This window comes from Glaciecola punicea ACAM 611 (assembly GCF_000252165.1).
GTDB lineage: Bacteria > Pseudomonadota > Gammaproteobacteria > Enterobacterales > Alteromonadaceae > Glaciecola > Glaciecola punicea.
In genome coordinates this window covers 158,135-177,763 of record NZ_BAET01000002.1, presented here as the reverse complement: position 1 = coordinate 177,763, position 19,629 = coordinate 158,135, and the positions used below count along the sequence as shown (strand labels likewise).

The window sequence follows — 19,629 nt, the reverse complement described above, 5'->3', positions numbered from 1 at the left end:
TTTAGTGTCTTATATAAGATAGAAGATAAGGTAAAATTTACCCAATTAGTTAACAGGATGCAACTTATTTGTTGTTAATATATGTTTTTAAAGTGAAGTTTTTCGCTGCCTAGCATCGCAATCGGCTACGGAGCTTTCTACTAGGTCCAACCACTCGTTTCCAAATTTACTAATGAACCATGCGCGCATGTTGCTAGATGCATCTTTGAAAGCTTGTTTTTCGGCTACTGTCGGACGATAGACTGTTCCGCCGGCTTGCTCGAAAATTCGATAAGAATTTTCTTCTTCTGTAGCCACTAGGTTGTTGGCGGCAGCCTGCTGTTTTTTAAAACCTTCTTCAACGATAGCTTGAATATCCGTAGGTAAGGATTGCCAGACAGGTTCTGAAAACCACCATAGTGTCGCCATATATGAATGCCCATCGAGAATTATGTACTTTAAATGCTCTTGCAATTTGGCGCCTATAATATCTTGGATACCATTTTTACTGCCTTCCACTACGCCGGTGGCCAATGCCGTGTAAAGCTCGGCCCACGAGATAGGGGTAGGGTTTGCACCTAGCTGTTTAACTAACTCTTGCTGGATTTCTGCTGGCGTTGTCCTAATCTTTTGTCCTTTCAGGTCTGCTGGCGTGCGTATTGGCTTATCTGTAGTCGCAAAATTACGCCACCCGCCAGTGTTGGCAATGCCAATAAGGCGAATATTTAAAGAGCGCTGCAGTACTTCTTGTCTTATTTTGTCTAGTATTGGGCCATCTAATACACACAAAGCCTGTTCATCGCTGGTGAACAAATACGGTAAATCTAAAACCTGAGCGGGTGCAAAAAAGTTACCTGTGCCGCCTACGGTGCTGGGAAACATTTCCAGTACACCCTGCTGAAGATTACTGATACATTCGGGCACACTGCCGCAAAACTGACCCGAGGTGTATATGTCAACTTGCACACGGCCCTTACTTTCGGCTTCTACGTATTCTTTAAATGCAATTAAACCCACATAGTCTTCGTCTTGGGTTGAAGCCTGAATAGCTGCCTTTATAGTAAACTCCGCTTTTGTGCTTGTAGAGCGCAGCACACCAATAATGCTGACTACAAATACCAGTGCATAAATGCTTAACAATACAATACGTTTTGTAGTCATAAAGGCGAATCCTTAGGCAAAGCCAAAAAGGCGAGGAAGCGTCATTGTGATCGCAGGAAAATACGTAATCATAAATATAACCAGAGCTTGAACTGCCAAAAATGGCAGCATTTCTAAGGCTATATTTTCAGTCTTTTCACCCGACACCGACGCAGCCACAAACAGCACTAAGCCCATTGGAGGTGTGGCTAAACCAACCGTTAAGTTAACGCACATAATAACCGCGAAATGCAGCGGATCTATGCCCAGTGCTATAAAGATAGGCGCAAGCACCGGCCCCAGAATCAGAATAGCCGGTCCGGCATCTAAAAACATACCAATGGCAAACAAGAATAAATTGATAATTAACAAAAGTAGCAGCACATTCGATGTAATCTGCATAATGTTAGTGGCGAGTGAATCAGCTAGTCCTGATACTGTAATTATCCAGGCAAAGGTAACCGCTGAGCCGACCAGCAGTAAAATAGTGCCCGACTGCACAGCGGCATTCACTAGTATAAGCGGTAACTGGTTTAATTTAAGTGTATTGGTAATAAATAAGGTCACAATAAATGCATAGCCAACCGCAACAGCAGCTGCTTCAGTTGGGGTAAAAACGCCCGCTAAAATACCGCCTAATAAAATTACGGGGGTTAATAAAGGTAAAAAAGATACCTTAAAAGCAGATCCTCGTTCTCCCCAAGTGGCTTTTTGATTGGCTATGGGATAATTACGTTTTTTAGCGATACGGTTGGTGACTATCATTAAGCCGGCGCATATCAATAAACCCGGTAGTATCCCGGCTAAGAACATACCCGCCACTGAAACGTTCATAATAAAGGCGTATAAGATCATGATGCCAGAAGGGGGTATAATGGGGCCAATCACGGATGAGGCCGCGGTAACTGCTGCGGCGAATCGTCGACTATAGCCATTTTGCTCCATGGCCGGAATGAGCATTTTACCCAAGGCAGAAGTGTCTGCCACTGCTGAGCCTGACAAGCCTGCAAACAGCACCGAAGACAGTATGTTTACCTGAGCTAAACCGCCTCGATAATGGCCAATAAGGGTTTTACAAAAGCGCACAATAGACTGCGTAATACCGCCTTGATTCATCAATTCACCGGCGAGTATGAAAAAGGGCACTGCCATAAGTGGAAATGAATTCATGCCTGAAAATAAGCGATTTAACAGAGCTGAAAAATACACCTCGTTTCCATCAATCATTAAGCTAACGCCGGGCCCTACCAATAGCGCGAATACCACGGGAGTGCCTGCGGTTAGCAGTAATACAAATATCCATATATAGCTTAGTGACATGCTATTGCGATCCTTGATTTGAAATAGTTGCCTTTGACGACTCGCCATTGTGCTGCTGGTCATTATTAGGTGGACTGTTATTTGAGTCATCGTTATATGGCACTAGTGGGGATGTGAGCTGTTGGATAAGTCTTTCAATGCCGACTAAAAATAATGAACCAAAGGCAAAAGGCATACATAGGTAAAAAACCCATAGTTTAATCGCAACAGAGGCCGCGGTTATAGTGGTTCCCCCGGCGACAAAGCTTAAGCTTTGCTTGAAAAATATGGCGCTAATAAGCATGACTAATAAAGTGATTATTATTTCAGCAATGCGCTTAGGTAGAGCAGGTAAGACTTCGTGAAACATGCCAATTGACACATTCAAGTGTTCTCTGTAAGCCCATGGCGCCACCAAACAAGCTATCCAGACCATGGCATATTTAGATAATTCTTCGGTCCACGTTAAAGAGTCATTTAATACATAGCGAAAAAAAACTTGCGCTAAAATCATAACGACCATCATGGCTAACAAACCGCCTGCAAAGTATTTTGCAACTTTGGCGACATGAAAATTGAAGCTGCCTAATATCGTATTGAGCTTTGTAATATATGATTTCATAATCAGGGCGTTCTCATTGCTTTACTCTTACCGACATAATCGTTCTCATAACGCAAGGTCGTGCTCTGGCCAGTGGGGTAAGTCCTTGTTTTGTAAGTAATCGCTTTCCAGCATTTCAACGTTTTCAACCTCAGCACCAATAGGAATTGAGTGCTCAGCAGGCATGAACACCGCTAATTCATCCAGTTCTAATGTAAGGTCTAGCAGTTGATGCCCGCTATATTTTTCTTTTGTCGGGAAGCGTAGCCAGTTTCCTTGCGGTAAATAAAGCGTAACTTTACCGTCTGGATTGGTACAGGGGGCAACTAGTAAGCTATCGCCAAACATAAATTGCATTTCAAAGCTGTGCGTAAGACCTTGCTCTGGAAAAGCTAAGGGCATAGCTCGCATAACGGGCAGTCCACTCTCGCTGGACTGGCGCATGGTATCGTATATATATGGCATGAGCCTATAGCGTAACTTTAAGGCTTTTGTTGCGGCGCGCTCAGCTAGTGAACCATAACTCCATGGTTCACGCTGGCCTATGCCGTGTAATCTTATATGCGCTGAAAACACGGCCGCTTGGGTCCATCTAACAAATAAGACGGGGTCGCGAGTATCTTTATAAAATCCGCCTACGTCGGTGGCAAAAAAAGGTGCTCCCGACATACCCCAAGACAATGCGCCTCTAATACTGCCGACTAATCCGCCCCAGTCAGCCTGTGGATCGCCTCCCCACTGACTTGGAAAACGCTGCGAGCCTGTCCACGCTGAACGACTAAATAAGAACGCGCCAGTTTTACAATACTTTTGCGCAGCTTCGTACACGCATTGGTTGTAGAGCAAGCTATAAACATTGTGCAGTCTTTTACCACCGTCGCCATTGTAAGCAAGCATATTGTCGTTATCGACTTGTTCGCCAAAATCTGCTTTTATCATATCAATGCCTAAGTCAAATAAAGGTTTGTGAGATTCTAACCAAAACTGATAGGCATCTGGGTGAGTGAAATCAACAATACCCGATTCTGGCAAAGGCGTTAGCACTTCAGCAAATGCACTCATGTCCCACCCGTAGCGATAAGCTTGGCCACTTCGCTTGTCTTTCAAAAGCCAGCCTTTACGAGCCATTTCATCAAACAATTTGTTGTTGACAGACACTAAAGGATATTCCCAAATGCATACCTTGAACTGCTGTGCTTTGAGTGCGTTTATAACAGCGGCGGGATCGTCAAAGCGCTTAGCGTCCCACTCAAATGCAAATCGCGTGTCAGTATCTTGCCATGCTCTGCCGTCGAGCGTTATAACATCGCAGGGCATGTGTTTGTCGCGCACTGCTTTGGCTGTTTCTAATAATTCAGGCACATCTTTGTAATAGGCTTTTGAAAGAATTACGCCTAGGCTCCATAATGGAGGTACAGGAGATCTGCCTGTTAACTGTGTATATTGCTCAATAATCAGTGCGCCATTAGCACCATCTAATAAGAAAAGATCAAGCGCGTTGTCTTCAACTAACACGCAATAAGCTCGCTGTGACCAGTTAGCATGTCCTACAGAATGGGTGACCGGTGATGGCGTATGCACAAAAAGGCCCCAACCTTTTGTACTCCAAGCAAAAGGCGTGTTTTTATATGAAATTTCAGCGTTCACGCCTAAGGCATCGTGGTTATAAGACCTTACTAATTGTCCCCGTTTATTCAACGCCGACCACTTTTCACCTAGGCCGTACACGGGTTCTTGCGCGTCTAGATTGATACTAAATAACCAGCCCTCTTCTGTTTTTGCCATGGGCGGTAGCCTGAACTGGCGGACAAAATGACCGTCGTTAGGTGTTTTTTGTATGGTGTTACCTGACTTTTTCCATTCAAAGGCGAATGGACTATGCTGTATTTCAATGCGGTGATTTTTGGCGCTAATGTGGGTATGAGTTGTGCTGGATTTTATGGCGGCCTCAAAAGGCGAAGGCTCATATACAAGTATTCCATAGTTGTTTACATCGCACTTTAGTTCATTCTGGATCCTAATACCCATTTCGTTAATGCTTAAGGTCAAATTACCGTGGTTAGTCGGGATCAATATTGATCCACAAGGTAAAATTCGACATTCATCAATAACTTCAGTCTGTACAACACGGTTCCAGTCGGGTGTAGAAAGTTCAAACACGTCGTTCAAATCCTTAATAAATGGTGGTTAAAGGCTATGCATATGGTAGATTATAAATGTGCACTGACGCTGCAAAAGAGCCTAAAAGTATGAATGCTCTAGCCTATTATTTGATGACTTATGAATTAGTCTAAGCATCTAATAAGCCAGCAAGCTTTGTCTTGTATAAGACACAAGTTAGTATAGTGTTAAATTATTGTCAATTACCATCTGCGTTTTAATACATAATTGAGTGAAGTGCAGCATGGATAAGTTTTCAAACGTGTAAACTGCAGCAGAATATTGCCGCTATTAGTCACTTTATACCGACTCTTTTTCTTAAGCTTATTTTAGTGAATTTATGACCAATAACAGATTTGACAATAAACTCAGCCAAACAGGCTTATCCTTTCAGCCCCTGTATATGCAGGTTGAAGAGCATGTTAAGCAGCTTATTGTAGAGCAGCGTTGGAAGCCGGGCGAGATGTTACCTAATGAGTTTAAGCTCGCAGAAGAGCTTGGTGTTAGTCAAGGAACCGTTCGAAAGGCACTCAATGGCTTAACGGGGACTAAAATACTCACCCGTCGACAGGGAGTAGGAACGTTTGTATCGGAGCATACAAATCAGCATAGCCTTTACCGTTTTTATCCGATCATCCGTGATGGAAAAACGCCCGAATTACCAAAAGCAGAGCTGCTATCGCTTACACTTATAAAAGCACCTAAAAACGTTGTCAGTGCGTTTGGGGCTAAAGCGAATATGAAAGTATTTGAGGTCCTTAGACGCAGAATTCTTAACAACGAATTTTGTATATTTGAAAAGATATATTTGCCATATGTTTATTTTCGCGAATTAGAAGGGCTCGAAGATTTACCGCACACGCTTTATCATTTTTATCAAACTCAATTTAACCTTACTGTGCAAGACACCACTGACCGTATTAAAGCGGATATAGCCAGTGCTCAAGACGCAAAGCTACTGGCTATCCATATTGGTGAAGCACTTTTAGAGGTGGAGCGCATAGCCCATTCAATTGATGGGAAAATAATTGAATTTAGAATAAGTCGCTGTAGAAGTGATAAATATCATTATTTAGTAGAATCAAAATGAGCAAGCAAAGTTTGAAACAGCGACTGTTTGCCGCCTTACTTATCGCCAGCTCGGGATCTATAACGCGCTATACTCCCCCGCCATTATTTTATAAAGGCTATTGACTAAATAATCACCGCTGGCCTCTTTCAGAACGAAGCCTTTAACCTCTAATTTCAGTGCCCGCTCTACATACATAGCCTACTCAGGAATGCCTATTCATGTATCCAATATTTGACGACAATTTGCTTGGCCGCCACATTGACTGACTAATTACCAAACTATGAGACACTCATTGACTCATTAAAAATCAAACTAAAAATAGGATTGAATTGGTGATTTATGACTAAAATGATGAGTCTGTCAGCGAGACGAGAAATGATACTCGGGGTAAATAATTCATATGGTAGAGCCTCTAAATCTGAAAAAACCAAAATATTGGATGGGTTTGTTGCTGCAACTGGGTATGAAAGAAAATATGCTACTTTGCTACTATCAAAGAAAATTCAGCTTCCTCCGCACGAGCGTAAACGTAAGCGGCCAGGCACACAAATATAAGATGAACAGTTTGTTCATGTACTTACCGTTGTTTGGAATACCGCCAATCAAATATGCTCGAAGCGCTTTGTACCTTTTATTTCTAACTTAGTTAGCGCCATGAAACGCTACGGTCACCTTCGAATAACTGAAGAGGTTAGAGATAAGCTTTTAAAGGTAAGTCCTGCTTCTGTTGATTGACTACTTCAAGTTGAGAGGCAACGCCATGCTGATGGCATTAGCCATAGCAAAACAGGTACTCTTTGGAAAAATCAAATACAAGTTCGTACATTTGCAGATTGGGACGACGTATCACCTAATTTTTTTGAAGTGGAGTTAGTTGCGCATTGTGGTGGCGACCCAAGAGGCGCATTTCTGAATACCTTGACGATGGCAGATGTCACTACCGGTTGGCTTGAATGTATGCCGCTAGTAAAAAAGAGTGCTAGTAATGTTATTGGTGGAATAAACATTGCGAGAAAACTACTTCCCTTCGACTTAAAAGGTCTTGATACAATGGAGGTAGCGAATCCATTAATTATGAGCTTCTTGATTACTGTGAGAATAATCAAATTACCTTTACACGAGCTCGAACTCATAAGAAAAACGACCAAGCGCTGACGCCATATCAACGATTAATTAAAGTTGCATCTGTTTCAGCAACAACAAAAGAAAAACTTGAAGTGGAATATCTTACACTCGACCCCGTTAAAATTTTGGCCGAATTAAAACGTCTGCAACAGAATTTATTTCAATTTTCTTGGCATAATAATGCTCAGGTTGACGTTATAGCTGAAGAAGATCAACCCAATGACGTGACAGCACAAGAAACAAAATTGGACGATTCCACTAAAATTGATTACTTTAATTACAATAAACCAAAAGGTAACCGCAATCTTCCAAGGAACTATAGAACAAGAATAGATCCGTTTGAACAGGTCTGGGATGAAGTGAAATTAAAACTTGAGTTGCAACCAGAAACTTATGCTCGTGAAATAATTGAATGGTTGTCTAATAAATATCCTGGTGAATTCTCCAAAGATCATACTCGAACCCTTGCGACGAAGGATTCAGAAATGGCGAATACAAACCAAAGGTTACGAAGAGAAAATGGTTGAATTAATGCTCTAGACTCAGCTAAATAGGGTTTAGGATTAATAGTTTTTTTTAACGAGGCAATACGACAGGCCAAGGTAATTGACATTTAATAGTCTTGTTCTTGCGAATTGATTTTCATAAGCTACGTGGCTACGATGTTTTAGTTGGACAAGTGCTGGTGCAATTAAACCCAACAAAGCCCTAAAATTTTGCTCGGACCAGATTTGATAATTACTGATTGTTTTACTAAGAGGTCCTTAGTAAGGTTTACCGCCACACAACGCACAGGCCCCATACACCGATAAGAGTAATGAGGCCTTGACCAAACATGATGAATAAAAGTTATTAAGATTGGTTAACACTTCTTTATATGTAGTTTATGCATGCTTTACGCTTTATCACCTAAGGCTTTAATGTTTTCAGGCAGACGCTCGTTAGAACCGTACATAAAGTGATTTGACATATTTTCAGAAAAACGACTCGCTTCAGTAGTAATACCTACTGCTTCTGCCATTTGACGAAGCAACATTGGCGACGCACCACAGCAAACACCTAAGTAATTAATCCCTAGGGCATAGGCATCTTTTGCAAATTGTCCAATCTCATAGCGGTTACAGTAAAGCGGGTCTAATGCTGTCGGGAATGCACGACCATGTGGTGCAGGGCAAGTACAACTATCGTGGTCAGATAAGTTAAAGAAAGTCGGCTCCTTTTCGTTAGTACGGTAAGGAATTGGCAAGGCGGCTACATGGCAAGATACCGCAGCACGTATTTCTTTGAGGTATGGCAACATCGTTTGAGGACCGCGAAAACAGTTTAAGCCAACTACATCTGCACCACGTTTTTCAAGCTCTACGCAAGTCTCTACTACACTTACGCCGTCTTGCATTTGGTTGCTTGCCATTGGCGCCAACGTAATAATGACTGGTAAGCCACTAGCCTTAGCCACTTCTAATGCGGTGTAAGCTTCTTCTGCATAGTAGAAAGTTTCACCAATAATAATATCCACACCTTCTTCAACAGCCCAGCCAACCATTTCTTCAAACATGCTGCGCACTTCCTGCTGCTTGTTTGTATCAGTTGGATGCCAAATGTTAGTATTTGAGATGTTACCAGCCATAAGGTTGCCTGGCTTGCTGTCAGCTACTTTTCTAGCAATTTTTAACGCTGCACGATTTAATGGTTCTAGCAACTCTTCTTTACCGATAACACGCATTTTTTCACGGTGACCATTGTAAGTAAAAGCTTCTACGATATCAGAGCCTGCACGCTGAAAATCACGGTGCAATGACTCTAATACTTCCGGGTGTTCCAAAGCAACTTCTGGCACAAACTCACCTGCTGTTAAGTAACCGCGACGTTCTAATTCGAAAAGAAACCCTTCTGCGCAAATTACAGGGCCTTTATTGATGTGTCCTGCTAATTCAACCAGAACAAAAGAGCGATACGACTTTTGACAGGCCTCCACCTAGACTACTCACTCAAAAATAGCCAACTAAAAACGGAACGCATTATCCATTACCTTCTACCAGTCGTCATTGTTGCTCATTGTATTTAAGTACAAGTTTCATATTGGGTAATTCGAGCAGAAATGGCTCACGAAGCACCTTGACTTTACAGCCTCATTTGTATGTCGATTTAGACGTTAACGTGCAGTTGGCAATAACGGCGAGTTTAAAATAAACTTTACAAGTTCTATTTGCTAGTTAAACCAAAATAGACGGTATACTAGTCGTAGTTTGTACTTACGCTAGTCCTTACTAAGCATCAAATAGCCTTGTCCGTGGATGGTTAATATTTCTATCTCGCTATGCCTTAACAGACCTCGTAATTGTGAAATCGTTACATTTACATTATTAAGGACTTTATTTTGTGCTCCCCAAACATATTCAACTAAAAAGTCTCTACTTAACACCTCCCCTTTATACCGATGAAACGCGCATAACATCCTATATTTTGCTTGGTTTATCTGGCTTTTTTCACCATGTATAGAAATACTTATTCGGGTTACAACAATCCCTTCTGAAAGTATTAGATCATCGTATTTAAACGGACAATTAAAACAAAACGCAACACAAATAGAATTACTGTGACTCATACTAACCTGATATTTAGGTTGATTACCCATTTTATATAATGTGTCTATAATTGATATGTCATCATTAATGTATTCTGAGTTATTAATTATATACCTGTTTTTTAAAAACCTTTTATCAGTCATCTCTGGCCTGCCGCATTATAACAACATTCTTTGTTGCGGGGTACTGTTTATACAACGGGCGAAGGTGTGTCTACAAATATAAAATTATAAAAAATTATAAAAAATTATAAAAAATTATAAAAAATTATAAAAATAATAAATAGCTGATATTCAACATCCACTTTAAAAATAAATTTTCTGATATTTTCACCCAAGCAATAAATGATGTTTTAATTGCGTATTTGTAATTTTACCACTAATGGCGGATGATCTGATCAGTACATAGTGGTAATATCTTCTAAGCACTGGAATACCCAGCGTGCTGGTGAGGTTTGTATTTAATATTGCGGAATTAGCAGCCTTTTTCTACCACAGTTTTAAGGATTTGATGCTCTAAGTCTGCATACAGTCGCCAGTTGCCAGTTGACAGCAGCTGACTTTATGCTAAGCCTTTCAGGGAAATCACGCCTCAATAGGTTCCTTATTCGAAATTTTTGTAGCCATCCTGCAACAATTAAGTGTTGAACAGGCTACTTGTCTTGAATGTGCCAGTGTTGGAAGTAAGCTAACTTGGGGTAAGAAAAGGTGTTTCACACCGCTCTTTTTTACCTAAAGTTCGAATAAGCTTAGCTTTTATTTACATTTGATGAGTAAACGAATATGAATATTGAATCTTTTAATCAGCTTTGTGCGGCTAAAGCTGCCACTAGCCATGTAGTGCAGTGGGGTGGGTCTAGTGTATATAAAGTAGGCGGTAAGGTATTTGCGCTGGCTAATATCGACAAGCTTGGACATTTAGGCATAAGCTTTAAAACCTCTGCGCTTAATTTTTACTTTTTAAGTGATAAACTTGGCTATCGACCTGCGCCTTACATGGCCTCTAGAGGTATGAAGTGGATACAACAATATAACGCGCCAGCCTCTTTAGATGAAGAATTGATATATTATTTAGATGAGTCGTATCGCCTTGTGTCCTTAGGCTTTAGCAAAAAACTACAAAAGGAACTTGGACTTAATCAAGGCGCTTAAGTGCTAAATAGGGAAACTAAAATTCTACCGGTTGAATACACTAAGCATATGTATTATCGTCTACCGCTATATTTACTCCTATCTCCTTAAAGAGAACGCTATGAAACTTCCGATTGTTCAATCTTATGCAGGCTTTGCTATGGCTTTAGCAATCGCCTTTATGACCGTGCATACCAAAGCGACCACCACAGATCTTATTAATGAGCAGCAAAAAGCAAATGCACAAGCGTTAATGGAAAAAGCCTTAAAAAGCGATTTAGCGTATGAAATTGTAGAATCTTTGACCACAGAAATTGGCCCAAGACTGGCAGGCTCTGAGGCTGAAAAACGCGCTCGTGACTGGGGCGTAAAGCTTGGCAAGGAACTCGGTTTTGATCGTGTGTCAGTTGAAGAATTTACCATGCCGTATTGGGTACGTGGTGAACTCAAGGTCGCACTAAGTGCTCCTTATGCACAAGAGCTATACGCAACAGCTTTAGGTGGCTCAGGCGCTTCGACCAATAATATTGATGCGCCTATTGTCTACTTTCGAAATCTTGATGAAATTGCTTACGTTAAAAGCGGCGATTTGGCAGGTAAAGTCGCGTTCATCGACGGTGACCTCATGGTGCCCAGCCAAACAGGTGCCGGTTATGGCCCATCAAATCAAAAGCGTAGGGTTGGTTGGCAGCATGCCGAGCGCGGCGGTGCCCTAGCCCTTATGATTAGGTCTGTGGGGTCAAACTCTCAGCGCTTTCCACACACTGGCATGATGAGTGCCTTAGAGGACAAGTGGGCCAGTATTCCAGTCGTGGCACTATCTAATCCTGACGCGGATCAGCTACGCCGCTTATATAAGCTAGGCGAGCCTTTGAAAGTTAGCATAGCCTCAACAGCACAGTGGAAAGGTGACGTGAGCAGCGGTAATGTCATTTTGGACTTGATTGGAAGTGAGCGCCCAGAGGAAATTGTGCTTATAGCCGGGCACTTAGACAGTTGGGACGAAGCAACCGGTGCTTTAGATGACGGCGCAGGCATTGGTATTACCGTTGCGGCTGCAAAACTGATTGCCGAATTGCCCACTAGGCCAAAACGCACTATTCGAGTGGTGATGTTTGGCGCAGAAGAAGTTGGATTACTGGGCGCTTTTGCTTATGCCAAGAAGCATGCAGATAATCTACATAATCATGTTTTGGCTACCGAGTCAGATTTTGGTGCGCGCACTATTTGGCGCTTAGTCTCTAATGTGAACCCAGACGCTAATGCGACGATTGATGCCATTGGTAAAATTCTTGAGCCCTTAGGCATAGTGCGCGGCGGCAGTGATGTACCCGGAGGCGGTCCAGATATAATTCCGATGGCGCGCGCAGGTGTGCCCACCATTCGATTGGAACAAAACGGTATGGACTATTTTGATTATCACCACACACCAGACGACACGCTAGATAAAATTATACCCGAGGAGCTAAAGCAGAACGTCGCCGCCTATGCAGTGACCGCATATTTGGCTGCCGACGCGACTGCTGATTTTAGGCCTGAGGCAAAAACAAGGTCTGAAGAGGATTAACTGAGCTTTTTATCCTGCAAGAAAAATATCCGGTAGTGTCATATCTAAGACGATTGCAAGTAAGCTTTACATTATAAGCTTACTTGTAGTCGTCTTTAGTACAAATAGTCCGTTTAGCTTGCCGTTCTCATAAGGTGCGCTAATTCTTTTTCTATATCAGCAGCAGATATATCAGACATATCTTCAAACGCTATATTTTGCGCGGCTATCGTTCTTTGCAGGGTTTTCCCTTCAATACAACTGGCTATTGGCAGTAGCGATGCCATTTCGTCGAGCTTTCCGCTGCAGTGTAAAACGATATCGCAGCCTGCGCCAAAAGCTTGCTGCGCGCGCGACGAAACAGTGCCCGATAGTGCATGCATATTGATGTCGTCGGTCATAATAAGGCCGTCAAATCCAATTAAGCCGCGCACAATGGTGTTAATCACGACGGGGCTGACCGTGGCGGGTAGGTCGGGGTCTATTTGCTGGAACACGATGTGCGCGGTCATTGCCATGGCTTCATTATTAAAAGCGTTAAAGGGCATAAAGTCCCATGCTTGCAAGTCATCGATCGAGGCGTTTACTTGCACCAGCGCCAAATGACTGTCGCTGGTGGCGCGTCCATGTCCAGGCATGTGTTTTATGACAGGGGCTACGCCAACGTGCTTTAGGCCATTGACTATTTGCTTGCCTAAGGCGATGACACTTTGCGGATTTTGTCCTAAGGCACGCTCGCTAATAATGCTGCTGGCATTTTTTTGTGGAACATCAAGCATAGGGGCACAGTTTGCATTTATGCCCAGCGCCTTTAGCTCTAAGCCGGTCAGCATGGCGTTTAGCAAGCAGGCACGTTTAGCAAGCTCTGCATCTTGCTGGAACATAGTAGCAAATACCGTAGGGCTTGGGGGAATGCGCCAGTGCGTGTTGGGTAAGCGTGAAACGCGGCCGCCTTCTTGGTCGATAAAAACCATTAGTTGGGTGCGCTGCATCGCTTTTTTGCAGTCTTCTATCAGGGCAGTGACTTGTACAGGACTGCTTATATTTCGCGCAAAAAGGATAATTCCCCATGGCTGTAGTTCGCTAAAAAGAGCACGCTCACTCGCTGTTAACTTAGTGGCACTGCATCCTACAATGACGTTGCTGGGCACTGCATTTACTCCTTTATATTAAATGACTACTATTGCGCTTGAATGCCTGTGCTAGGGCAAACTAATTTTACCAAAGCAAGTTGCGGGAATATTGTCGCTATTAGTAAATACATCACTAGTGCCAAACAAGGTCTGATTGGCCAGTACGGCAAATAAGGCCGCTTCTTTAGCGTCGGGATCAATACCTAGTTCGATAGCCGACTTAACGCTAATATTAGGCAAGCACTGCTGTATATTGTTGCGTAAAACAAGATTATGAACGCCGCCGCCGCTGACATACAAAACCGTTTCTGCGTGATCTTCACCGTGTTTTTGCAAATTCTGTGAGCAAGCTTTGTTTATCGCCTTACTAACGCTTTGTGCGGTAAACATGGTTAAGGTTGCTAGCAAGTCGCAAAAACTTTGTGCCACTATCGGAAAGCTTTTTAGCAAAGAAGTCTGGTTCATTTGTATTGCATCAAGCATAAAATTCAAATGATAACTTTCTTGGCCGGTGGACTTATTCGCGCCTAGGTAAGCATCGTTTAATGAGGCTGCTTGTAAGTTAAATATCGACAGTAAGGTTTCGTCTATTATTCCTTTAGCAGCGAAATCTCCATTCTGATCATACGCATGATTGAAGGTCGGTAGTGACGTGGCATTAGCATCTGATGTTTGTAAATATTGGGCGTGGCGAATGGCCACATCCATTAAGGTGTTGCCGGGGCCGGTGTCAGCGCTTACTACCCCCGAAAAACTATTTTCACAAGGTATATACGTGAAGTTAGCAATGCCACCAATGTTTAATAGAATGCGGTTTTCATGCCTGCTAGCAAATAACAAGAAATCTGCATAGGGCACTAATGGCGCACCTTCGCCACTCGCGGCAATATGTTTTTGCCTGAAATCACTTACGGTCAGTATTTGCGTAATATAAGCAAGGTGACAACCGTCGCCAATTTGAAGTGTTGCTGAAGCCCTAGTCGCCGCGGTGCCATCTGCATTAGGGGGCATTGGCAGTGTCTTGGGCGCATGAAAAACGGTTTGCCCGTGGCTGGCCAGAATATCTACGCTTGCAGGCTCAATATTCCATTGCTTAAGACTCGCTAACACCATAGCTGCGTGCTCTCGGGCAATCCACGCATTTGCTTTTGTGACCTCATGCAGGGGGGCTAATGGGTTGGCAAACAAAGGGCGCACTTTGTTCAGATATTCGTCGCCATAGGGCACGCAGGTAAAGTGCTTAACGCTTAGTTGTGTATGGATGCCATGACCTTTTACTTCGCATAGCGCAATGTCTAAGCCATCAAGTGAAGTGCCACTCATTAAACCCACAATAATGCGCGTTTTACTTTTCAGTGTAGAAAGGGTCGTCAATGCTGCGTTCATGTGCACAATTCCTGTGAGCTTAAGTTCATTTATATGATGTCACAAGTATTGATTCGTTTCTTATAATAAGGCAGCGTAAAGTAGTTATCTGCGGCAAAATAAGTCAAGCGCTTCTCAACGCTTTTTCCTTTGAACATGTCATTAAATACCGCCTGCAATTCAGCGTTTTTAGTAGCTGCATCGCTTATATAGTAGCTGTGTTTGTTTCCCACTTCGTTTGCTTCGCTTACATCAATATATACAACATGCTTGCTGTTCAGGTTTTTCAAATACTGACCAAGGCGGGCTCTTTGTTCTTTGCCTGGTTTGACACGCGAGGCGCTTAGTGCTGCATCGTTTTCGTTTATGACCACATGAATGCGATTGCGAACGTCTATAGTGTCAGCCCAGTTTGCATGATGTTTGTTGTTGGTGTCAGCGGCGACTAAGTTTATATTGTCAAAGACAAGTTGACTCGTGACGTTGTCGCTTGTCATTAGAGAATGCTTGAGTAAATAATTACCCATGCTGTGACAAAGCAAGTTTATTTTGACAGTGCATACTTTACTGACCAGTTCACTATAAAGTGCTGCAGCTGCCATTGGGTTTTTATTACCTTTATACTTGGCTCCTACCTTGTGCTTAATGCTAAGTAGATTGGTTTCACTAAGCAGGGTGTGAAAGTAGTGAATTTTGCCAACAAATCTATTAAATGCGCCAGATGATGCTCTAGCATCTGCTTTATCACTTAGGTATGAAGCTGTGCCAGAAACAGCACCGCCGCCGTTGGCTGGCCACGTAAACGGCACCACAATAACGTCATAAAGGGCCTCTAGTTGCTGTGCTGCGCGCAATACATCTGACACATCGTTGTTGTATCCGTGTACAAAGAAAAGAATCGCTTTATTTTCTTCGCTCGCTTGGGTAAAAAGCTTACAGGCTACTTCTAAGGATCCATGCCATGGCAAACTGGTATCTATAGTTAGGTGGTGATCTTTGGCAAGTTTCTTTACTTGGGCGGGTGTTAATGCATCTTTTATCGCAGACACTTTCCATTTCTTATTTACTTCGTTGACCTCTACAATCCTAAGTTCGTTTGGGCCCTTAGCATTCGGTTTATCGCCAAATACTCTTATGGTAGTGCCGTTTGAAACAGATCTGTTGGTAACTAAGTACATATGCAACTCCCTCTGACATTTGATATGAAGAAAAAAATGCTGATCTTAAAGCATACTCAATTTCAAGCGTAAGGCAAAATTTATCTGTTGTTAGCGCAAGAAGCGGCTAAGAAAGGCTTGCCGCAACAAGCAGATTATTGTAGTAATCCTTTATACACAATATTGGCTTGCTCAAAATTATTACTTTTTTCAAGAATGCAGGCTAATAAGGCCTTGTCGCTTGCGCTACCATCAAGATCTAGGGCTTTGCTTACGGCTTTTTTGGCGAGTGCATAATCACCTGTGTTGTAGGCCAAGTTAGCTAGCACTGAATAAAGCCCGGCTTCGTCAGGACTTTTCTTTATCTCTTGCTCAATAAATGTAATGGCCAGCGTTGGGTTAGGATGGTTAAGCTGTTTGAATAATTTGAAATAGCCTTTATGCTGCTGCTTACTTGCAACAGCCACAAGCTCTTTTTCTGCCTCGGCCGATTGGCCTTGGTCAATCAATAGCTGCAAATAAATAAGCTGATTAGCTTGGTCTTTACGCTCGCTGCGGCTTAGCTGCTGCCAATGCGCTGTTAAGGCGTTGGCTCCATGCTTACTGGCAATAGCGGCAAATTCGCCAGTAGTCCATTGAGTTGCCCAGGTAAAATAGTCATCGCCCAGCAATCTTTTATTCTGTTTTGCTAAGGCTTGAATTTGTGGCCAATCGCTAAGGCCTTTTAATACCTGCAATTTAAGGCTAATAAAAGATTTAGTGTTGCGAATTTTACCCGTAACACTGCTTAGCAGGTTCATGGCTTCTTCGCTTTTATTATTAAGCAAACATATTTCAGCCTGCTTCATTAAGGCAAGTGGTTCAGCTTTGGGGAAGTCCATTGCGCTTATTAAGTCAGCTTGGGCTTGTTGCAGATTGCCGGCTTGGCGTTCAAGCTCGGCGGCAATTAAGTAATTACTGCCTTCAAAATTACCTTTTTTGGTTTTGCGAATAAGGTTTAGTGCCGCTTGCTGTTCATTCATTAACATCGCATTTATGCTTTGATAAAACGCCTGGTTTTGCTGGCGTTTTGACAAACGGCCAATCCATGTGCGTGAACCAGTGGCTAATCCAACGAACTTTTTAATTACCCACAGGCTTAGCCAGAGCGTCAAAACTAGCAGTACCACTGCAATGAAGCCACCGAGTAAGGAAGCCTGAATAATGGTGCCCGCGAAATCGATAATTATGCGGCCTTCAATTGCCGTTAGTGTATAGCCCAAAAACAGTAAACCTAAAAAAATGGCAATACAGACAATAAATCTAATCATAATTGCTTACTCAAGGTATCATCAACAGGCGTTTTGGAATTGTTGTAGAGCCCTTCTATACGTTTTTCAATAATCGCTTTGAGTGAAGCCTGCGAGGAAAGGCTTGATGGATACTGCCTTGAAAAATCGATATTTTGCAGCTCTTGTAGGGCGACTAAAAGTTGACTGACCTGCGTATTATCCACTTGATAGTGTTCTACCAGTAAACTAATACTGCGCTGTATTGCTGAGCGATAAAACGCTACTTGCTCATTTAAGGCAGCGCTCTGCGCTTGGGTTAAGGCAAAATTAAGCTGCTGCTCAATTAGCCACTGCTGACGCTGGGCTAAATATGGCTCAAGCGGCTGGTTCACATAATCAATCGAAATAAGATCGTTTACGATAGACTGCCACGTCTTTTTAAGATTTAAACGCCAGTCGCGTACGTCTTCACTTAGGCTTAAGTCGGTTAAATCAGTATTTTCAGGCAGTTGCAGTGTATCTAAGGGCAGTTTACTTAAGTTCGGTAGCATTGCTTCTAATGCCAAAGCAATAGAGTTGGTTGACACCGCGTTAATTTGGGCTAAGGCTTGAACGTCGGCTGAAATTAAGGCTCTAACAGGAAATAATGACGGGTCGTTCAAATCGTTTAAGCGCGCGTCTGCTTCTCTTAGTAAGGTGATGGCGGTGCGTACGTCATTTTCTAAGTAAAGCTTTCGCCCCGCCATATTCACTAAGTAATTCGCCTCAGCTAATAGCCAGTCAGACGGCCTGCGGCTTGACATTTCATCTAAACGTTTGTTTATCGCGGCGGCGTCACGGTTTACTTGGACTTGTTCTTGTTGCACATTCGTCATTTTTTGAATGAGTTCATTTTGCACATTTGTCATTTTTTGGGTGAGCTGACTTTCTGCATTCAATACATTTTGTGAGCCTGCTTGTTTCACGCTAACTATATTGTTTTCAAGGCTTTGTGCGCTTTGCTTTAGCTGACTCAGATCAGACTCTACGCGACGAGATTGCGCTTTAAAGTCTTGTTTAAGGGCAGCGATGTCGGCTTGTTTGATTGTCTCAGAGCCTAGTATTTGTGTGTAGTACCAGTACGCAGCTGCACAAATCAGTATTAGTATAAGTAAGTTTATACTCGTAAAAAACCACAGTGCACCGGTCTTAGCAGGCGTATCCGTTTTTTTATCAACCGCGGTAGCTGACGGCTTTGTAGTGTCTTTAATTACCGTGGCGTCTTCAATCTCTTTGGGCTTGTCTTTTGGTGATTGGGTTGGTTTAGTCACGTGCAACTCCTGGTGTTCACTAATTGATTGGCGCAGTTTAGCAGGGCCTGATTACTGGCACCTTGGCTAAGCAAAATTTGTTCAATGCCATGTGCACAAGCATATGCTTTTATCCGTTCGCTGGCGACTATCCACACACAAGTTTGCAAGTAAGTGCGGTCTAGGTTGGCCAATAGAAGTTCGGTAATTTCAATACTGGTGGCAATAATACACCTAATTTTACTGGTCTCAAAAGAAAATGCATGAATTGCTGACATATTGGCGATGCGTTCATAAACGTGTAACTCAACAATATTGGCATTTTTTTGGTAAAGCGAATCGGCAATTAAATTTCGCCCGCCTTTGCCTTTTAGTATAACGATATTTGCATTGTTTACCATGCGTAAACACGATGCGTTGAGCACACCCTCCGAGTTTTCAGGTGACGCGGTAAATAATCTGGATTTATCGGCAATATTGGCGATTAATGCGGCGCTGGCACTGCCCACACATACAAAATTAATTTGCTTGAAATTTAGGCGCGTCTCAGCGCTTTGCGTAGCGCGCAGTAGCCACTGCGCCGCATAGCTTGAAGTAACAATAATACAGCTGGGATTTGCCGCATTCAATTGTGCAAGGTAGGCGTGAGTTGTCGCCAGTTTTATGTCAATCAGTCCAAGCGCTTGTGCGTTTAGATTGTGCTGCTGAAAGAAAAGCGCAGTTTGCTTAGCTTTCTGAGCAGGCCTAGCAATCAAAAAAATCATGCGGATATACCTA

The 19,629-nt window shown here is 42.7% G+C and carries 16 protein-coding genes; 4 read left to right on the top strand and 12 right to left on the bottom strand.

The genetic code is table 11. The features are described from left to right. Nucleotides 1–87 precede the first annotated feature (87 nt). Genes GPUN_RS00825 through GPUN_RS00810 form a run of 4 tightly spaced genes read right to left on the bottom strand, consistent with a single transcriptional unit; the run spans nt 88 to nt 5,179 of the window. A complete protein-coding gene (locus tag GPUN_RS00825; RefSeq protein WP_006002448.1) occupies nt 88–1,140 on the bottom strand; it encodes a TRAP transporter substrate-binding protein in 1,053 nt (350 codons plus the stop codon). A gap of 12 nt (nt 1,141–1,152) precedes the next feature. Beyond that, a complete protein-coding gene (locus GPUN_RS00820; RefSeq protein WP_006002446.1) occupies nt 1,153–2,439 on the bottom strand; it encodes a TRAP transporter large permease in 1,287 nt (428 codons plus the stop codon). Nucleotide 2,440: 1 nt separating this feature from the next. Further along, nucleotides 2,441–3,040: a TRAP transporter small permease gene (locus tag GPUN_RS00815; protein ID WP_006002444.1), complete on the bottom strand. Its 600-nt coding sequence runs from the start codon at nt 3,038–3,040 to the stop codon at nt 2,441–2,443. 45 nt (nt 3,041–3,085) lie between these two features. Next, nucleotides 3,086–5,179 (bottom strand): glycoside hydrolase family 31 protein, encoded by a 2,094-nt coding sequence (locus tag GPUN_RS00810; RefSeq protein ID WP_006002442.1) that lies wholly within the window; start codon nt 5,177–5,179, stop codon nt 3,086–3,088. Nucleotides 5,180–5,519: 340 nt separating this feature from the next. Between GPUN_RS00810 and GPUN_RS00805 the strand changes: the two genes are divergently transcribed. Then, a complete protein-coding gene (locus GPUN_RS00805) occupies nt 5,520–6,269 on the top strand; it encodes a GntR family transcriptional regulator (RefSeq protein ID WP_006002440.1) in 750 nt (249 codons plus the stop codon). A 1,199-nt stretch (nt 6,270–7,468) separates the two neighbouring features. Beyond that, the gene (locus GPUN_RS00790; RefSeq protein WP_006002433.1) at nt 7,469–7,903 is read left to right on the top strand and encodes a hypothetical protein; all 435 of its coding nucleotides are present in this window, start codon (nt 7,469–7,471) and stop codon (nt 7,901–7,903) included. Nucleotides 7,904–8,271: 368 nt separating this feature from the next. Here GPUN_RS00790 and GPUN_RS00785 read toward each other — a convergent pair whose 3' ends face one another. Both GPUN_RS00785 and GPUN_RS14705 read right to left on the bottom strand, forming a co-directional pair. Then, nucleotides 8,272–9,351 carry a homocysteine S-methyltransferase family protein gene (locus tag GPUN_RS00785; RefSeq protein WP_006002430.1) on the bottom strand — a complete coding sequence of 360 codons (1,080 nt, stop codon included), beginning with the start codon at nt 9,349–9,351 and terminating at the stop codon, nt 8,272–8,274. A 282-nt stretch (nt 9,352–9,633) separates the two neighbouring features. Continuing rightward, on the bottom strand, nt 9,634–9,981 hold the full coding sequence (locus GPUN_RS14705) for a winged helix-turn-helix domain-containing protein (protein ID WP_081483870.1): 348 nt from the start codon (nt 9,979–9,981) through the stop codon (nt 9,634–9,636). A gap of 762 nt (nt 9,982–10,743) precedes the next feature. Between GPUN_RS14705 and GPUN_RS00775 the strand changes: the two genes are divergently transcribed. After that, complete coding sequence (locus tag GPUN_RS00775; RefSeq protein WP_006002426.1) at nt 10,744–11,112, top strand: MmcQ/YjbR family DNA-binding protein; 369 nt, start codon at nt 10,744–10,746, stop codon at nt 11,110–11,112. 160 nt (nt 11,113–11,272) lie between these two features. Continuing rightward, complete coding sequence (locus GPUN_RS00770) at nt 11,273–12,658, top strand: M28 family peptidase (protein WP_051987259.1); 1,386 nt, start codon at nt 11,273–11,275, stop codon at nt 12,656–12,658. Between the two features lie 113 nt (nt 12,659–12,771). Here GPUN_RS00770 and nagZ read toward each other — a convergent pair whose 3' ends face one another. The 6 genes from nagZ to GPUN_RS00740 all read right to left on the bottom strand — a co-directional run bounded on the left by nagZ (nt 12,772) and on the right by GPUN_RS00740 (nt 19,616). After that, on the bottom strand, nt 12,772–13,788 hold the full coding sequence (nagZ, locus tag GPUN_RS00765) for a beta-N-acetylhexosaminidase (RefSeq protein WP_006002421.1): 1,017 nt from the start codon (nt 13,786–13,788) through the stop codon (nt 12,772–12,774). 51 nt (nt 13,789–13,839) lie between these two features. After that, nucleotides 13,840–15,156 (bottom strand): anhydro-N-acetylmuramic acid kinase, encoded by a 1,317-nt coding sequence (locus tag GPUN_RS00760; protein WP_006002419.1) that lies wholly within the window; start codon nt 15,154–15,156, stop codon nt 13,840–13,842. Between the two features lie 29 nt (nt 15,157–15,185). Then, nucleotides 15,186–16,313 carry an alpha/beta hydrolase gene (locus tag GPUN_RS00755; protein WP_006002418.1) on the bottom strand — a complete coding sequence of 376 codons (1,128 nt, stop codon included), beginning with the start codon at nt 16,311–16,313 and terminating at the stop codon, nt 15,186–15,188. Between the two features lie 134 nt (nt 16,314–16,447). Continuing rightward, entirely contained in the window at nt 16,448–17,602 is a 1,155-nt protein-coding gene (locus tag GPUN_RS00750) for a heme biosynthesis protein HemY (RefSeq protein ID WP_006002416.1), read from the bottom strand. After that, a complete protein-coding gene (locus tag GPUN_RS00745; protein ID WP_006002415.1) occupies nt 17,599–18,873 on the bottom strand; it encodes a uroporphyrinogen-III C-methyltransferase in 1,275 nt (424 codons plus the stop codon). Before GPUN_RS00745 ends, GPUN_RS00750 begins: the two co-directional genes overlap by 4 nt. Further along, a complete protein-coding gene (locus tag GPUN_RS00740) occupies nt 18,870–19,616 on the bottom strand; it encodes a uroporphyrinogen-III synthase (protein WP_006002413.1) in 747 nt (248 codons plus the stop codon). Before GPUN_RS00740 ends, GPUN_RS00745 begins: the two co-directional genes overlap by 4 nt. Nucleotides 19,617–19,629: the final 13 nt, after the last annotated feature.